9 protein-coding genes and 6 pseudogenes are annotated in these 17,276 nt (G+C 58.4%); 10 read left to right on the forward strand and 5 right to left on the reverse strand.

Going from position 1 to position 17,276, the window contains the following annotated elements; genetic code table 11:
• Positions 1–208: 208 nt before the first annotated feature.
• Positions 209–429: pseudogene (locus tag JO965_RS44440) on the forward strand (IS6 family transposase); the annotation flags it as partial.
• 32 nt (positions 430–461) lie between these two features.
• Here the strand turns inward: JO965_RS44440 and JO965_RS44445 are convergent.
• Positions 462–1,491 (reverse strand): annotated as a pseudogene (locus JO965_RS44445) (IS630 family transposase).
• A 385-nt stretch (positions 1,492–1,876) separates the two neighbouring features.
• On the opposite strand from JO965_RS44445, the gene JO965_RS44450 reads away from it, so the two are divergent.
• From JO965_RS44450 to JO965_RS44465, 4 genes are all read left to right on the forward strand, one after another.
• Positions 1,877–3,085 (forward strand): S8 family serine peptidase, encoded by a 1,209-nt coding sequence (locus tag JO965_RS44450; protein ID WP_203447522.1) that lies wholly within the window; start codon positions 1,877–1,879, stop codon positions 3,083–3,085.
• A gap of 67 nt (positions 3,086–3,152) precedes the next feature.
• The gene (locus JO965_RS44455) at positions 3,153–4,796 is read left to right on the forward strand and encodes a hypothetical protein (protein WP_203447523.1); all 1,644 of its coding nucleotides are present in this window, start codon (positions 3,153–3,155) and stop codon (positions 4,794–4,796) included.
• Between the two features lie 28 nt (positions 4,797–4,824).
• Complete coding sequence (locus JO965_RS44460) at positions 4,825–7,314, forward strand: phosphatidylserine/phosphatidylglycerophosphate/cardiolipin synthase family protein (RefSeq protein WP_203447524.1); 2,490 nt, start codon at positions 4,825–4,827, stop codon at positions 7,312–7,314.
• Between the two features lie 229 nt (positions 7,315–7,543).
• Entirely contained in the window at positions 7,544–8,611 is a 1,068-nt protein-coding gene (locus tag JO965_RS44465) for a hypothetical protein (protein ID WP_203447525.1), read from the forward strand.
• Here JO965_RS44465 and JO965_RS44470 read toward each other — a convergent pair.
• Positions 8,588–8,818 carry a hypothetical protein gene (locus tag JO965_RS44470; RefSeq protein ID WP_203447526.1) on the reverse strand — a complete coding sequence of 77 codons (231 nt, stop codon included), beginning with the start codon at positions 8,816–8,818 and terminating at the stop codon, positions 8,588–8,590. The genes JO965_RS44465 and JO965_RS44470 overlap by 24 nt on opposite strands.
• A gap of 52 nt (positions 8,819–8,870) precedes the next feature.
• Between JO965_RS44470 and JO965_RS44475 the strand changes: the two are divergent.
• A pseudogene (locus tag JO965_RS44475) lies at positions 8,871–9,076 on the forward strand (IS6 family transposase); the annotation flags it as partial.
• Positions 9,077–9,096: 20 nt separating this feature from the next.
• On the opposite strand, the pseudogene JO965_RS44480 reads toward JO965_RS44475, so the two are convergent.
• Positions 9,097–9,633, reverse strand: a pseudogene (locus JO965_RS44480) (transposase); the annotation flags it as partial.
• Positions 9,634–9,722: 89 nt separating this feature from the next.
• Here JO965_RS44480 and JO965_RS44485 point away from each other — a divergent pair.
• Positions 9,723–10,864: pseudogene (locus tag JO965_RS44485) on the forward strand (IS3 family transposase).
• A 49-nt stretch (positions 10,865–10,913) separates the two neighbouring features.
• Positions 10,914–11,054 (forward strand): annotated as a pseudogene (locus JO965_RS44490) (integrase core domain-containing protein); the annotation flags it as partial.
• 450 nt (positions 11,055–11,504) lie between these two features.
• On the opposite strand, the gene JO965_RS44495 reads toward JO965_RS44490, so the two are convergent.
• A complete protein-coding gene (locus JO965_RS44495; protein ID WP_203447527.1) occupies positions 11,505–11,864 on the reverse strand; it encodes a hypothetical protein in 360 nt (119 codons plus the stop codon).
• Between the two features lie 406 nt (positions 11,865–12,270).
• On the opposite strand from JO965_RS44495, the gene JO965_RS44500 reads away from it, so the two are divergent.
• The gene (locus JO965_RS44500; RefSeq protein ID WP_203447528.1) at positions 12,271–13,416 is read left to right on the forward strand and encodes a S8 family serine peptidase; all 1,146 of its coding nucleotides are present in this window, start codon (positions 12,271–12,273) and stop codon (positions 13,414–13,416) included.
• 189 nt (positions 13,417–13,605) lie between these two features.
• Positions 13,606–15,378 carry a serine protease gene (locus JO965_RS44505; protein WP_203447529.1) on the forward strand — a complete coding sequence of 591 codons (1,773 nt, stop codon included), beginning with the start codon at positions 13,606–13,608 and terminating at the stop codon, positions 15,376–15,378.
• A 516-nt stretch (positions 15,379–15,894) separates the two neighbouring features.
• On the opposite strand, the gene JO965_RS44510 is transcribed toward JO965_RS44505, so the two are convergent.
• Entirely contained in the window at positions 15,895–17,265 is a 1,371-nt protein-coding gene (locus JO965_RS44510; protein ID WP_203447530.1) for a peptidoglycan recognition family protein, read from the reverse strand.
• Positions 17,266–17,276 lie beyond the last annotated feature (11 nt).

Genomic DNA, 17,276 nt, shown 5'->3' on the forward strand with positions numbered 1-17,276 from the left:
CTCCATCGAATCTTTGCAAATCCGACGGAATCACAGGGCCTTGAGGCCACTCAACCTTTTTCAGTCAGCCTCTCATACTTTTGCACTAACGCAGAAGTATAATAGCATAGTGCGAGCTACGGGTTTCGTTGCAACTCTTGACACAGGTCAGGCGAGGGCGTTGTCACGTTGACTCGGGGATGAGGGTGATCCGTGTAGATGGGCGGGTATGACCACGCCTATCAGTTACAAACGCCATCGGTTCGTGCCTGAGATCATCGCTTGTGCAGTCTGGCTGTACTTCCGATTTCCCTGAGCTTGCGTCTGGTCGAGGGGATGCTGCTCGAGCGCGGCATCGTCGTCTCCTATGAGACGGTTCGCCGGTGGGCGCTGAAGTTCGGGCCAAACTACGCTCGCCGCCTCCGGCGCAAGACACCGAGCCGCCAGGATAGTATTATTGATCCGGTTTGGGTGATCTTGAACTACGCGGCATAACGGAAAGATGGATGCCCAAAGTAGCGGCGGATCCGGTCGGGCAACTTGGCAAGCCGGCGCATGTGGCTGATGACGACGCGCTTGAGTTCGGGCTTGCTGCGGGCCGGCGGCTTGCGGGTCACGGCGTGCTTCAGGTCGGCGTTCAGGCCCTCGTCCGGGTTCAGCTCAGGGCTATAGGAGGGTAGGGAGAAGACCTCGATCTGCTGCGTGCGCGCGGCTAACCAGCCCTGCACCGCCCGGGCCCGATGGACCGGCAGGTTATCCCAGATCAGAAACACCTTGCCGTTGGCCTCCTGGATCAGCCGCCCGGGAAAACGGATCAGGCCCGGGGCTTTGACGGCGCCATTGAGCACCATCCAGCGCAATTCGCCCTTGTTGGTCACAGCCGAGATCAAGCCCAGCCGCGCGCGCTTGTGACTCGGGCACACGACAGGCGTCCGGCCCCGTAGGGCGAAGCTGCGGCCGCGCCCATCGTCCGAGCGCACGGTGTAGTCCCCCAGAAGACCGTGCCCTTCTCACCCTTGGCTTGCGCCACGATGGCCGGATAGTCCTGCCGCAGCCAGCGCCGCACCGCTTTCGGTGACTGCTCGTAGGCCCGTCGGAGCGGCTTCTGGGCCGTGAAGCCCCAGCGCGCCAGATAGGTGCCGGTGGTACGCACCGCCAGCCGGACTCCACAATGCCGCTCGATCAGCATCCGCATCGCCGCCCGGCTCCACAGGGCGAAGGGCAGGCCGAGTCGTCGGGCGTGTGCCGTCTGATCAGAGCGCGGACCTGCCCTTCCTGCTCGGCCGCGAGAAATCGCCCCGTGCCGAGAGCCGGGCCGCGCGGCCCGCTGGCCAATCCGGTCAGGCCCTGCGCGGCGAAGCGGCGGCAGATATCGAACACGCCGGTCCGGGTCAGGCCCACCTGGGCGGCAATGGCCTCATAGGTCAGGCCGCTCTCACGCAAGCCGATGACCTGCCGCCGACGCTCCTCTTGCGCTGCTGCTGGCAGCTTGCGCATATCGACATGTTTCATCCCGCCAAACTGGATTACCCAGCCGCAGATTTCAAGAGTACCCAAGCCGGATCAATAAAGAACGGTATGATCAGACCCTTCCGGATGATCCACCAAAGATCAGAAGCGCACCGCGCGGCAGCGCAGCAGAATTCATCGTGGTTGCAATGTATGCCGCGGACCATCAGGGGTATCATGCCACTACATGTAGATAAGGCATTCTTCCCACACACTTGAGTGTAAAGCTTTTTAGTTGAAAAAGGCGGTCGTATCCTCTGCGGAAAAGATCAATGCAAAGCCTCACAGGCTTTGAGCTGGGCAGCGAAGCGCGCTGGCCGCGGAGCATAGCGTCACAGTAAAGTAGTTTGGACTTCCCTAACACAGTTCAGCCTGAAGGGAGGCGTCCATGGTAGGTGGCGGAGATAATACGCGGAGCCCCACAGGTGGAGGCCCCAGCCTAGACACCACTGGGGCTGGTGCGCCCTTCATTCCTGCCCAGAGCAGCGGCTCCCACGTTTCGGGCGCGAGCAGTCCCGCCGACGTGCCGCCGAGTGAAGATCTAGTTGTGGAGGTCGAGTTCGCACCGGGTGCTGCCGGTCTCGCGTCAGCACTCTCGGGCAATGTTGCTGGGTTCATGGCCAACTTGGGAGGCGCCGCCCCCAATTCAGGGCTTGGAGCCGTTCTCAGCGAGTTCGGTGTCCGCGACGCGAGGCAGGTTTTCTCAAGCGGACAGATCCAGGCCGACGAAGCCCGAACCGCAGCGCTCAGGGCGGCCGCCGCGAGCGGCGTGGCGTCGCCGGAGCAGGCGGGCACGCTCGAAAGATTGCCGCCCTTGGCCAGCTTTGTTCGCCTGCGGTTCCCACCGGGCACGCCACCGAGCAAAGTCACCGCCGCCCTCGGGCGCCTGCCCGAGGTGACTCGGGCCGTGCCGGTGCCGAAGGCAGCGCCACCCACGCTCGCCGCAGCCGCTCCGCTGCCGTCCGATCCGTTGATCGGTCCCTTTCCCGAGCCGGTGTCTCCCGACCCGAATACGGGGCTCGAGTGGCAATGGTACTTGCACCGGACCCGCGTGCCGCAGGCCTGGCGCTTCGCCCGCGGAACCGACGTCGTGCTCGCCGACATCGACTGGGGTTTCCGCACTTCCCACCAGGACCTGCGCTCCGCAGTGCGGCGAACCTACAATGCCGTCGACGGTGGCAGCGACGTAACGCAGGGCGCGAACGCCGCGCATGGGACGGCGGTTCTGGGCCTCGCCGGCGCGCGCGGCGACAGCGCCGGCATGGCCGGCATCGCGCCGGAGGCTGAGCTCTGGGCGATTCAGGGCGACAGCGGCCCCGGCCAGAGAGTCTTCGAGGAGCCATGGGCCGAAGCGCTCGATTTTGTCCGTCGTAGCGACTCCGGAGGCCGACGCAAAGTCGTCATCCTCGAGGTGCAGACCGTATCCGGAGGGAACTACGAACAAGTACCTTCCATTCACCGGGCCATCCGGGCAGCTATCGCGGACGGTTGCATCGTTTGCGTCGCTGCCGGCAACGGCAACCGACCTGCTGACCGAACCGACATCGAAGGGAGCGACCGGTCGCCGTCAGCACTTTACCGAGGCACCGTCCCCTAACCTTCGGCACTATCCCGAGGCTGCAACCGCAGCATCCGATCTGGCCCGCCTAACGGGGGTGATAAAATTGAGAGTCCTAAGGGAGGAGCAACGGTTCCCGACGCGGAACTACCCATATCACCGGGGTGCAGCAGCAGGTCCGACCGCGGCTCCGGCTGCTCCGCCACAGCCCAACACGCTCTACCGCAGGGTGATCGGCCTCGACCAGGAAGCCCGCTCCATGCAGCCGGACGAGCTCGTGATGCTCGCAGATCCGCTTGGTCGCCTCTTGCGCTCCGGGCAGCCTTTCCCTCTGAGCTTGAATCAACTCCTGCAAGCGCTGAATGGACTCGATGGTACGCCAGAGGCCCTTCCTGACCAGCTCGTTTTCCTGGTGGCGGACGGCGGTCACATTCCCTGGACGCCCGAGACGGATACTCTCCAGCGGTCGTTCCGCTTCGTCGTTGCGCGCGGGCGCGGCGAGTTCACCCTACTCGTCTCGGCGAGTACCGCCATAGCCTCGGAGGCAGACGGCGCATTCCTGCAGATCATAGGCTGGGACGCAGCCCACGAGGTGTTCCACTACTATGAACGGCTGAAGGGGACATTCTTCTGGGCCGGCATGTCGCCGCACGCCCTCGCGTCGGGAACACGGGGAAAGGGTCCATTCGACAGCCACGTGAACGGCTCCATGGTCATGAAGGAGCTCCGCGCGCCGTGGATCCATTGGCATGCCCCGCAAGCGGGAATCAACGCCGAGGCGCTCGCGCCCCATGACCCGCTGCGCTACGAGCCTCTCTTTCAGCAGCGCGTGACGGCGGAGAGGCTGGAAACCGAGGTCGTGCGCCCCGCCATCCGGCGGTGGAACGACAGCCGTGTCCGCAAGGCAGTCGGCGAGGACGGCGTGTGGCGCGACATTCGCCATTTCCTGCGCCAAGTCGTCATGGACACGACTGTTAACTTGGCAAGTTCAGAGACGGTGAGCCACCTCGTGATGGATGATGTCCCTCTCCGCCCGCCGCTCTCGTTCTTCATTAACCGCGACACGCTCTTCGACACCCTCAGCCTCGTTCCGGACGATCCGGTGATCGCTGAGATTGTCATTCCCGGTCGGCTCTACCGGGACTGCCTGCGCCGCTACGACGTCCACCGGTCAGACGGATCTATGCGCGTCGAAGGTGACGTGCAGTTTGCCTTCCTCACGCCGGAGCCGGCCTTCGAGGACACGCAACTGGCCGAGGCAATGATCCAGAAGGGACTACTCTCCAAGCGGTTCCTTGCGGCCCTTTCGATGACGGACTTTTCCAACCCAGTCTTCTCCAGCCGGCGCGCGGCCCTTCTGCATTACGTCCCCGAGGAGGCCCGTGGCGCCGACCCACCCGCGACCATGGAGGCCGAGTTCGTCGAGGCCCTGCGGAAGGCCATCGCCGGCGGCGCAAATGGCACCGATCGTCCTGACTGCCCCGAGCAGGAGTTCCTTGTGAACTGGGAAACGCCCGACTTCGAAAACGCCTTCATCGCGCGGATCACCGCCTACTTCTCGGCGCTTCGAACCGGCATGGCGGATCCGGACGTTGTCGACGGCTGGTTTCGCCTCGCAGAGTTCCGCCGCCGCCGCTTCCGCCGCCGTCCCCTGGCAGAGTTCGCCCTCACCACCCCGCTGACAAACATCGCCGGCGATGCCCCGCCCCTTCGCATGAACGAAGAGGGATGCGCCGTCCCAGTCGATTGATCTGTTCCCTCGAGCAAGGAGACATGCCGTGATACGCTTCGATCCGCCGGGCTTCCTCGACGACTTCAGCGAGGCCGAGAAGGACGAGTGGAGTCGGATCGTCTCCAATTGGCTCAACCGCGCCCGCGAAGGCAGCCCCGAGGAGAACGACGGCCCACGAACGCAGTTCTTCAACCCACTGACCCATCCGCCCGGCCCCGGCGCCCAGGTTGCCGTGATTGCCTGGAACGCCTTCCCCCGCCAAGTCAGGAACTCGTCGTTGAGCGACACGCAACGCTGGCGCCGGGCGGACGCCGACCGCAACCTCCAGGATGAATACTGCGAGTGGAGCGTGACGCGCGATCCGGCAACTCGGAAGATCACCCGTGTGACCTTCACCTGCGAAGGACCGGAATACTGGGAGATCCTCGCAAGCCTGAATCCAGATAAAGTGGTCGCGCTCTACCGCGAATTCGTCTCGCCGGCCGTGAGATCGGAAGATCTCTTCGTCAACGGCCGGTACAACCGTCAGAACCGCTACAATAGTACGACGGCGGACGGCGCCATGCACCTCATCCAAGCCGCCAACACGCTGGGCGCCGAAATCGAGCTTGGGGCTGCCGCCACCATCCGCCGAGTCCGCAACGGGGACGAAATCACCGGAGCCCAGGAGCTGATCCTCTGCTCAGCCTACGGCGCACCGGGCCGTAACAGCGACCCCTTCATCGGCGAGCAGGTCAATGCCCTCGCAAGACAGAAAGCGGACATCACCCTCAACAATCCAGTCGGCCTCTATTTCCACGAGTTCAACCCAATCGGATGGATGACGCCGGACGGCGTGGATGCGCGCAGCTTCTGGAGGTTCGTCCGCGGCGTCGGCGAGTATCCTGTCCGCGCCGTCTACGAGGTGCCTCCCGAGCGGGGTTACGTGGTTGGCGACATTAAGATCGCCGGCAGGCCAATTGAGTTCGGCGGACAGATCGCCGACTTCGTCACGATCAAGCTCGAAGGATTGGCGACGAGGATTGGAGCGAGCACCGCGCAGCCGTTCGAGGGCTGCAAACACGCTGCCCAGCCGCCGGCCGTCGCAGCGGCCGCACCTGCAGCCGCCGTTCCGATTGGCCTGCCTCTTGGCAGCCGCGGTGCCGCAACACTTGCCGCGAGCGGCGTCGCCGGGGACATGACCGAGCAGGAACAGCTCGCCCGGTTGCCGGAAGCCTTAAGGTCTGGTCTCGAGATCGATGAAGAGGCGGCCCCGCCGGCGCTGCTTCCCTACCCGAAGCTTCCCGATGAGACATTCCTGCCGCGCATGGTCTCGGGAAAGATCATGGCATACGCCTCGCCGGACTCGACCTATGCGGTCACGAAGAAGCTTCTGGACAGCGCCCGCCGCTCCATAGTCATCGGCATCTACGACTTCAATGCAGACTATATGAAGGAGTTGCTCAAGCGCGCGATGCGTCGCGGCGTTTCAGTTTCCCTAATGCTGGACACCAATCATAGCGACGACCCGGGCGTTTTCTCGGAACTGAGCAGCCTCGGAGCCACCTGCGTCAAGGCTCCGTCCTCCTCCGCTGGCAATCCCGTGGCCTATTTCGGCAATGCTCACGAGAAGATCATTGTCGTGGACGACGAGATCGTCATGATCCAAAGCGGCAACTGGTCCGAGAACAGCGTCCCGTTCAACGAAGGAGATGGCGTCGTCGTCGGCGCCTTCCAGGCGGGGAACCGCGACATGGGCCTTGCCGTCCACTCGCGGGACCTCGCCACGTTCTTCTCTAGCCTCGTCGCGCGGGATATGCGTCTCGCCCTCGGGGAGCGCCCAGACGAGGCTCCGCCGATGCTCGCCCTTGTGGCTTCCCCGGCTAGCGAAACCTTCTTCGAGGCCGCGCCGCCCGAGGCGCCGGAGCAACTCTTCTCGAGTCTCACCGTCACCCCTTCCGCCCCCGTGCGGATCACGCCAGTGGTGACACCCGAGAACTTCCACCCGACCCTCAGAAGCCTGCTGCGCTCCGCGGCCCGCAGCCTTCGCATCGAGCAGCAATACATCCGCGGCGGACAAGAGGCGGTCGAAGCGCTCCTTCATGACATCAGCCGCGCGCGCGAGGCCAATCCCGAGCTTGTAATCCGGATCATCGTCTCGCCGAAATACCTCACCGGAGCCAACCGGACAAGGTTCTTCGAAGCCATGGAGAGGTTCGATCTCGCATTCGATGACAACTTCCGCTTCCTGTCGCGCAGCCACTTCGTTCACTGCCACAACAAGCTCATTGTCGTCGACGAGGAACGGGTCCTGCTTGGATCACAGAACTGGTCGACCACTGGTCTTCTGTCCAACCGCGAGGCGAGCTTGCTGGTCGAACATGCCGGAATCGCAGCCTACTTTGCTGGGATCTTTGATGTCGATTGGGACCTCAGCGCGCCCGGCGACGCGCCGCCTGACGTCCTAGGAATGGACATGTTCGAGCTTCCAAGGGCTGAAGACTTCACGAGAGGAGGTGTCGTCCTGTCGAGGACCCGCGACTACAACGACGTCTGAGATGGCGGCAACAAGGCGGTGCTGGAGAACCACATTCTGGCTTGGCCTCACAAGGGTGGAATCCGCCGCATAGCTTGAATTCAGGCCATGGATGCTTTCAATGTGTGGATAATCCGATCCATACGACAATGCCCAGGGCCAACTACTCGCTCTCAACAACCAAGTCATGCTCAATTCGGGTCCAGCGCACCTTTAGCTGTGAAAAATTTGGGCTTTAGGAGACCTCCGGATGATAACCAACCCAAACGCCAACCATCGTCTATGGGTTCAGGTAACACCACGGCTGACGCCGAGTGCAGCGCCATCCGCAACAATCGTGGCAGGAATCATTACCGATCTCGTTGCGTCTGGAGTAGGTGCAGTGATCAAGACTGCCAGCGATCGATTGATCGCGCCGGATCAGTACTCAACTTCCACCATTCTCGCCTATGAACCTGCATTTGCACTCAGATCGAGAGCTACTACTCCCGAGTTTTTGCTGAAGTGCATAACTCTGAACGTGGGCCCGAAGCCGCTTAGGATCCTAGACGATAAAATGAACCCTATACCTGGATTAGAGATGGAGAATTATGAAGAATATAAGGAATCTCCAGTAGTTGCGCAGATTGAGTTCCTTGAGTCGATAGATGGGACAGCAATCACGGGTAAAGTAGCGCAATGGAAGTATGAGAAGTTTCTTGACCCAAGCTCGACATGGTTTCGGACACCTCGTCGCAAAGTAACCATTGAAATCAAAGTAAGTGCTGCTGATGGGACGAGTCTACTTGCACTGGCAATGCAAGTAGAAGCGACTGAATCCGAAATTCGAACCGCTAAGCCAAACGAAGGAGAGCGATTGCCCTGGTCCACTCGACCTTCCAAGTCAGCGCAAGCTCCGGGAGATCCGAACACGGATATCATATATGGCCCGGTCAACATTGAGGCCAAGATTACTGAGGTAGCAGAGCCGTCCGCTTTTGCCAAAGTGCTGGGTTCGACACTCAGTAACCAGAAAGCGACCGTTGAAACCTACATCAAAGGGAGAGTGGCTCAGGCGTTCGATGAGTCGGCAGCAGCCCAGGCGCAGCTAACATTAATCTCCGCCGCGGCATCTACTCGTGAGAAGTATGAGACAGCGCATAGCGAGGCAGTTGCCGCCAAGAAGGCCTTTAGTCAAGCACACCCTCCTGGCGAGAATGAACGTCAGCAATTGATCCTCAAACTTCAAGTTCTCAAGCAACAAGAAGTTCTAGCTAGAGGCGCATTCGACAAAGCTGGGTTGCCCTTCTATGCCCTACCAGAGGTTCCTGGACCTTAAGGGGCTGTCTGGATGCGAGACCTCCTTGGCGTGAGCGACGACGTCGAGGGCATCGGGCAAAACGTGTGGATCGGGCGGCTTCGCGCGCAGATTGGCCCGCTTCGTCTTGGCCGCCAGTCGGCCTCGCACGACCTCATCCGGTGATCGCCCCTTCAACACGCGCTGCCGTCTCATGTTGTAGGACTGGTTGAAGCCTCTGAGCAGCACGGTGCTGTCATGTTGACTCGGGGATGAGGGTGATCCGTGTAGATGGGCGGGTATGACCACGCCTATCAGTTACAAACGCCATCGGTTCGTGCCTGAGATCATCGCTTGTGCAGTCTGGCTGTACTTCCGATTTCCCTGAGCTTGCGTCTGGTCGAGGGGATGCTGCTCGAGCGCGGCATCGTCGTCTCCTATGAGACGGTTCGCCGGTGGGCGCTGAAGTTCGGGCCAAACTACGCTCGCCGCCTCCGGCGCAAGAGTAAGCGCGTAGCTGATGCCGTTCAGGGGCAATAGTTCCACGGCATGAGGGCCTCGATCTCGCGGTTGGGCCACCTGTTGGCGATGCGCTCAAGCGTCTGAGTCAGCCAGGCGTGCGGATCGACGTTACTCATTTTGGCCGTCGTCAGCAGGCTGGCGATTGCCGCCCATGTGCGGCCGCCGCCATCGGAGCCGGCGAACAATGAGTTCTTGCGTGTGATCGTCTGAGGCCGGATGGCGCGCTCAACCGTGTTGGAATCCAACTCGACGCGTCCGTCCGACAAAAATCGTTCAAGAGAGGCACGGCGCCTGAGAGCATAGCGTATCGCCTCGGCCAGCTTCGACTTACGCGACAGCTTTGGCAGTTCCTTTTCCCACAGCGCGAAGAGCCCACTCACGACAGCAGCCGACTCCGCCTGGCGGGCCGTCATGCGCGTCATCGCGGGCTTACCGCGAACCCTCTCCTCCAGAGCCCAGAGCGAAGCCATCTGCTCCAGCGTCTGCCTGGCTACAACGGAGGCGTCCGAGACGTGCAGCTCGTAGAATTTTCTTCGCACATGGACCATCCGAACACAATCGACGGGCTGCACTTCACAAGTGGACTTGCATCGAAAAAGTGGAGAATTCTGTATGCAGCAGGAGGATCTCCATGCCGAAGAGCCGCTTTACGAGAGAGTTTCAGGATGAGGCCGTCCGCCTCGCCTTGACGAGTGGGCGCTCCCAACGTGCAATCGCTGACGATCTTGGGGTGAACCGTTCAACGCTCGGGCGCTGGATGGCAGAGCACCAGGACACACGGACCGCGTCAGCCACGCCGCCCAATGAGGACGTCATGGACGAACTCAAGCGCCTCCGTCGCGAGAACGAGGTGCTCCGCCAAGAGCGCGACATCCTCAAGAAAGCCACCGCTTTTTTCGCCAAGGAGGGAAGTCGATGAGGTTTAGGTTCATCGATGCGGCGAAAGCGGAATTCCCCATCCAGCGCCTGTGCCAAGTTCTTGAGGTGAGCCAGAGCGGGTACTTTGCCTGGCGAAGTCGTCCGGCCTGCCAGCGTCAGCGCGACGATCTGGTGCTGCTTGCCCATGTCCGGTCCGCCTTTCGAGAGTCGAATGGCACCTATGGCAGCCCGCGGATGACGCGCGAGCTGCAGGATCAGGGCCTGCCGATCGGGCGCCGTCGGACGGCTCGGTTGATGCGCGAGAATGGGCTCAAGGCCCGGCAGAAACGGCGGTTCAAACGCACCACCGACAGCCATCACGCTTTTGCGGTCGCGCCCAACTTGCTCGAGTAGGACTTCTCGGCCGACCGTCCGAACCAGAAATGGAACGCTGATATCTCGTACGTCTGGACCAGTGAGGGCTGGCTCTACCTGGCCGTGGTCCTCGATCTCTTCGCTCGTCGGGTGGTTGGCTGGGCGGTCAGTGACCGGCTGCACAAGGAGCTGGCGCTGGAAGCGCTGCGCAAGGCGCTGGCGCTCCGCAGACCCGGTGAGGGTCTAACTCATCACGCGGACCGCGGCAGTCAATATTGCTCGACAGCCTATCAGGCCGAGTTGAGGAAACACGGCATCCGGATCTCAATGTCAGGTAAAGGCAATTGCTTCGACAATGCCGTAGTCGAGACCTTCTTCAAGACCTTGAAATCTGAACTGGTCTGGCGCACCGTTTTCCAGACCAGAGCCGAGGCCAAGGCGGCGATTGGGCGTTACATCGACGGCTTCTACAATCCCGTCCGGCGTCATTCGACACTGGACTATGTCAGTCCGGTTCAGTTCGAAAGGCTGGCCGGATAGCTACCAAACCGCTCTCCACTTAAGCGAAGCAAGTCCAAATGCCTCGTAGTTCTTATCAATGGCCGACACCCGGGAGCGGGTCGCAGACTGGAGGAGAGATTACAATGAGACTAGGCCACATACGGCGCTCGGTGGCTTGACGCCGAACGCCTTCGCCCAACAAACTCACCAGGCCCGGAAAGTTGCATAGCCCGTGGATCAAATATGGGGCAGGTCCATCTTACGAGGTTCATGCACATGGGGGACCTTCAATCGTTATTCAGAACAGCAGCCCTTAAGATCCGAATCTTACTTGATTGTGCTTATTCCAAGATATGCAGACACGAGTACAGAAATCACAAAACTTATTGTTTGGATCCAAAGGAATATTGAGAGGGCTTTCATCTGGATTGATGCACTTCCTAAGCTCGTAACTTCATATATATCCTCTTTCATTCGAGATAATGGCCAATTTATCAGCACCGAACTTCCGATGCAGATAGCAGCAACTACCATTGCGGAAATTCTGATCCCTAAGTAACTGCCAGTCGTTAACGTCTGTATGTACACGAAAATAGCAGACGCAATTCCAGCTACAAATTTATTGTACTCTGAGATAATCTTCAGATTATATATCTGTGCCACGTTGGATCCTCCTCATCTATTTACGCCAAGGGCAACCACCTGGGAAAATCTCACAAAAGATGTCTATGGCTCTAATCACGTTCTTCTGACGAGTTTTAGCCTTTGATAGCTCTTCGAATCCACCTACCGCCTGATCGGCGTCATACTCATGCAGAATTCTATATTTTGAAGGTTTTTGGCCGCCTGCCATCTCATCGCCTACAGGGATTTGCTCCACTAAAGTCTTCAGAAACAGGACTCTTTCTTCTGTCGAGAACTTACTTAACTTTGATAGATCTAATCTATCAAGGATTCTCGCTAACGAACTATGGCTAAATTCGTAATGGAAGTCGCTTGCAACACTTTCTAGTTCCTGCACGTAATAGCCGAACGACATAGCAACCCTCCACATAAAGAGTGATAATTTTCTGCAAGGCAGCGCGTTGTCTTGCAGCCAAAACCCACATGAGGGGTTGTTAATCTACCTCATGCATTGCACTTCAGACAGAGCACATCTAAGCTTCGTACGTAGTCGTTCGTATAAGACTTAGGACCAGATCCAAACCAAGCCACAAGAAGCGAAAAAGGGGACAGTCGGCCGCCAGATCCAGTTCATGTAGAGAACCAACTTCTTAATGCTGAGGTAGTAGTCAATGCCTATAGTGAGCTATCGCGCCGTCTATTTGGAGAAGATTGACCAACCTGACATCTGGGTATGCAATCTAACCACAACCATCTAGACTTTGCCGATCTCTTGGATGTTTTGATTAGAACAGAAATGATCAAATACTTGGGAGCAAGAAATGTCAGACCTGGAACCGCTATTTGCGCGGGATATACCTCCGGTCGAAAAGCCAGTTCAGCGCGACAAACCAATTTTGACTGAGATCCCGGAAGCAGATCGTCTTATCCGCGCCAAGTTGGGGCGGGACCATTTCAAAGTCAGCGGTAAAGGCTTGTCGGTCGCGGTGCTTGACACCGGACTCCGAACGACCCACATCGACTTTAAAGGCCGCGTTGCGGCACAGCGAAACTTTACCTCCGATTATGGCGGCGACCAGAACAACGCTGCTGATGAAAACGGTCATGGCACGAACGTAGCCGGGATCATTTGCGCAAACAAAGATCATATAGGGATAGCTCCTGACTCTCAGGTGATCCCGCTAAAGGTCCTGCACAATTCGGGAGGTGGCAGCTTTGATGCTATCAAAGATGCACTTCAGTGGGTTCTCGACCACGGAGAGACCCACAACATATCCGCCGTCTGCATGTCTCTCGGGGATTCAGGAAATTACGTAAGCGACACAGGCTTTCCATTAGACGCTTTACAGGCGCGGATCAGGGCGCTGAAGGCAAAGGGCGTCGTTTGCTGCGTTGCAGCCGGGAATGACTATTTTACCCACGGCAGTGTACAAGGAATGGGTTACCCCGCGATTTTCCGAGAAACAGTTAGCGTGGGTGCAGTGTACGACTTTGATGAAGGCTCGTTCTCCTATGGCAGCGGTGCAAAAGCGTTCTCCACTGCGGCAGATCGTATTACACCGTTTTCACAGCGGCTGCACGAGACGGTTGGGGGGGAGGCAGCAACTGACGTCTTTGCCCCTGGAGCCCCGATTAGATCATCAGGCATTAGCAACGACCGCGGTGAGTCGATCCAACATGGCACGAGTCAGGCAACACCGGTTGTCACTGGAGTTGTGCTGCTTGTCCAAGAACTCTTCTTTAGAGCACACAACCGACTCCCTGCCGTGGACGATGTTGTCCAGTGGCTGCGGTCAAGTTCGACGCGTGTAGTGGATGGTGATGATGAGAACGACAACGTAACTCACACCAACCTTGCCTTCCGGAGAGTTGATGCACTCGCGTCTCTCGAAGCTGTTTCCCGTAGCATAGCAACAGCTGCATTTATGGCAGGTGGCTCAAGTCCCACACCGCACATAAATAAGTAGGTTTGTGGGATCATGCCACAGCCACCTAGGACCAAACGCAAGCTTACACCAGCGGCTACCACACGAGGCCCTGATGCTGGACACTTCCAGAAACTCTATGAGGCTACGCCAAAGATCTCGAGCGAAAGTTCAAACTTACCCATCAAAAAGCTGGCGAGATTCCGTGAACGTAGCAGGCGTAATCGTCTGTTGCCGAAGAATGCCGTCGCGGGCGGTCTGGAGGATAAAAAACTCCTAAAGCTCGAACGTAAGAACGGACGGAACGACATTTTGCCTTTCGGAATGCTCGAGCGTGGCACGGCTGCGGGACATGCCGTTTGCAAAATTGACTTAGGCGACAATCGACCCGGAACCGGTTTTCTAATTTCCCAGAATATACTTCTAACTAACAATCATGTTATTCCCACCTCTACGGCAGCGACCAAGGCTAATTGTACTTTCAATTATGAACTCGACGCAGACAATGTACCTCGTGCACAAGTTACTCTTAAGCTGAAGCCAGACGAGTTGTTCATAGCGAGCCCACCCTGTGAAAACGGCGGACTAGATTATACTATAGTTCGGATCGTGTCCTCTGAGGAGCATAGGTTTGGCCATGTTCGTGCAACCCGAGGATCTTCCAAGATTAGCTGCGGCGAGCCAGCTAATTTGATTCATCACCCCGATGGTGATCCAAAAAGTGTGACAATCCAAGACAATCGGCTTGATGATGATCAGGGGCTCCTCCTCAAATACCTTTCAGACACAGAAGGTGGCAGTTCAGGAGCCCCCGTGTTCAATAATCGTTGGGAAGTTGTGGGCCTCCACTTCGGAGCCGAACCAGCGCCAGCGGGTACCCGTGACATGAGGGATCACCCTGCTGACTATCTGAATCTGGCTATCAAGCTTTCTGCAATAGCTGCTGATCTTGAACGTCGGACTCAAATTGAGTCTGACCGACGTGATGCGATAGCAGCTCTTTCAGCGTTCGAACACACTGACACTTTGTTGGGAGGTTACTTCGGCGGGCTCGGTCGCGATTACGACCAACGTGCAATTCCTCTGAAACAGATTTTTGAACTCTACACGACCGTTCAAGATATCGACATCGGCTTCCTAGAAGCAAACCGGGTTGCAGCGGAGAGCTCCTCGCGTATTTCTCAATTGGCTGAGCTCATATCCGAACTCGCACTTGATGTTTACATTTTGGCGGATTGCACACGGCATGCAGTAGATAGCCTCGTGAAGATGCTGCACAATCAATATGGGATGTTGTATGCGGCAGAGCCTGTTCAGGCAAACGGCGGAGCCCAAGACTTCCTAGCCGTATGGAATACGCAGACAGTTAAGCTGCTAGAATGTGGATGGGAACCGAGCGTCAGTAAGGCCTTCAGTGTTGTCGGTGGCTCTCCAAAGTTTGAAGACATCGAAGGTCCTTTGTTCGACCGTAGACCGGAGCGGTACCGTTTTGCTCGCCTCAGAGGTCCGACGGAGACATGGCCGCCGGTAGATATTGTTCCATTCTGGTTTGTGCGAAACGATCCTGACAGTAGGCGTAGGCTTGTTGCTACTGGTGTACTGAAGTTCGTATTTGAGAAGTCGATATCACATGAGATTGCGCCGGTGCTTGTTGTCGGTGGGCGTTTTGATGCGGCGCGGTGCGCCAACGCCTTTCCAAGCGAAAAGGAGTCAGTGGCTGTAGCGGTCGAAGAGGGATCGGGCACAACCATTATGGTTCTGACGCGGCCAAATTCGTCGGTAAAGCGTGTCTGGACACCGCCGGACTTGGTAGCATCTTCCGGAGACACCAACCTTCTAGCGCAAGCGCCAGCACGTCCAGCGCGATCTTCGCTCCCCGGCAGTATAGATTCTCGATTTTTGATGGTTCGGCTTAGCTTCAAGAGCCCCGAGGATTCTGGTGCTGATGGCACAGAAAATGACATTCCACCGGATCTGCTAGACACAATCAGCAGGTTGACTTAGGATCCGAGTCCTGACGCTTGTGGACGCCCTCTCGAAGATCCGCCCTGCACCGACATCCTCCTTCGAGATCCGCGCCTTCTGATCGGTCGACCAGCGCCGGCGGCGCTCCATGCCGGCGAGGATCACTTTGATCTTCCCCCGATTGCGCGGACACTGGGTTAGTTCATTCTCCGCTACGCCTGCAATCGGCGACCACCACTTGCTGAGCAGTTTAGTTTGCTCGCCGCATAAGCGCGGCGCATGATACTTGCTACTTTCCCGCACCTACTCCGGATTTGCGACAAAGCCGGAGAACGGAATCACGCCCGTAATGTCAACACAACCGCGTTCTTCAACAGCATTGGCGGATAGCGGACTGTCTGCTTACAGGTGCGACATGATACAAACCCCCTATCGCACGGTGGCAATCAAAGGGCAGCACACATCTTGAATAACCTTGGCCTTATACTTTGGCGACCGCTTCGTTCCGGCCAAGGACAGGCCGCAAAGGCTTGTCACAATATCGAGCATAAAGAGTCACGCGAAAATTCCTTGGGCACCCCTCTGGAGCATTTGTCTGGCCTGGCTGCCCCAGGGTAGGTTCTGGCTATATGCATAGGTCCAGAACATGCCGCCTCCGGGAGGGGGAGTGGTCCATTCATCCAGGTGAATGCCGCCGCCTCTCATTTCGTGGCCAACTCCACCGAATTTGCTGGCCAGCCAGTACTGGCCAAGCTGGGCCAACGAAAGAGCTGTGATCTGGCGGCCATTGACGTCGAACACATGTAAATCCGCAGCACGTCCGCCCTGTCCATAATCGTCGTGACGAATGCTGCCGGTCCGTCGCGAACCATGCCCCAGTCGGTCTTGGCCGCCGCTGTAGATGTTGATCGAGCAACCGGGGCCATAAACCGCGTCGACAGCCTGAACAATGCGTTGCTCGAGATTGCTGGTGCACTTCTTGTTGCGCGTGGCATTTTGGTTGGTGTAGTTGAGTTTTGTCCGCGGTGCCGCCGACGGCGCCTCGGCGGGCGCAGCGACTGGCCGCCATACTACCGCGTCGCGGTCGATGTCGTCCTCGTCCTCAAGAGCCGGCGCTCCGCCGGACCAATCCGCGGCGGCAGAGTCTGCCAAGCCAGCTGACATCTCCAGCTCGAAGATTGGGCTGTCATCGAGATCATCATTCTCGCCGGGCAGGGTCGCCTCATGCATCGCGCCTGCAGGGCCGCTGATCGGCGTCCAACGACGCATGATTTCTGCCGCAGAACGCCCCTCGGTCGCGTGTCGATCAGTCTGGATTTCGCCGTGTCCGTAGATCTTCTCAAAGTTGATATTGTACGTCTGACAAAGGGCGGAAGTCAGACGCTCGACAGAATCGACCTGCTGTGTCGTCGGCTGGAACGAGGGCCGTCCGGCACCGACACAGGTTATGCCGATGGCATTGGTGTTGTTCGCGTGTCTGCCAAAAGGGCGGCGTTGCGGCATGTTTGATGGTTTTACATGGTTGGTCCGTTTGGTAAGCGGCGCACCTTGTATGATCTTGCCATCGGGTGCGATGTAGAAATGATAGCCAAAATGGCCGCCGCGTGCCGGGTCGCCGTCAATCTGATATTGCACATACCAGTCAGTGTTGTGGTCCGGCGCCGTGTGATGGACGATTACGGCTTCGAAGTCTCGCCGACTCATGGTGGCGCTATTGCCGTACGGGCATGAATCTCTTCCGCGATATTCGATGTCCAGCCCATTGCGCCCGATCGCGATTTTCCCATCACTTGAAAGGTCGATCGAGCCGCGACCCGCTCCAGCGAGCGAACTGCCGGCCGCCGAGGCCGGGAGGAGCTGCCGACGAAGATCGCTCAGGATCGCCTCGGCATCACGTACGCGAGCAAAAATGTCTTCCCGCTCCATAGCAGATCACT

This window comes from Microvirga sp. VF16, from assembly GCF_016864375.1.
In the GTDB taxonomy this organism is placed as follows: domain Bacteria; phylum Pseudomonadota; class Alphaproteobacteria; order Rhizobiales; family Beijerinckiaceae; genus Microvirga.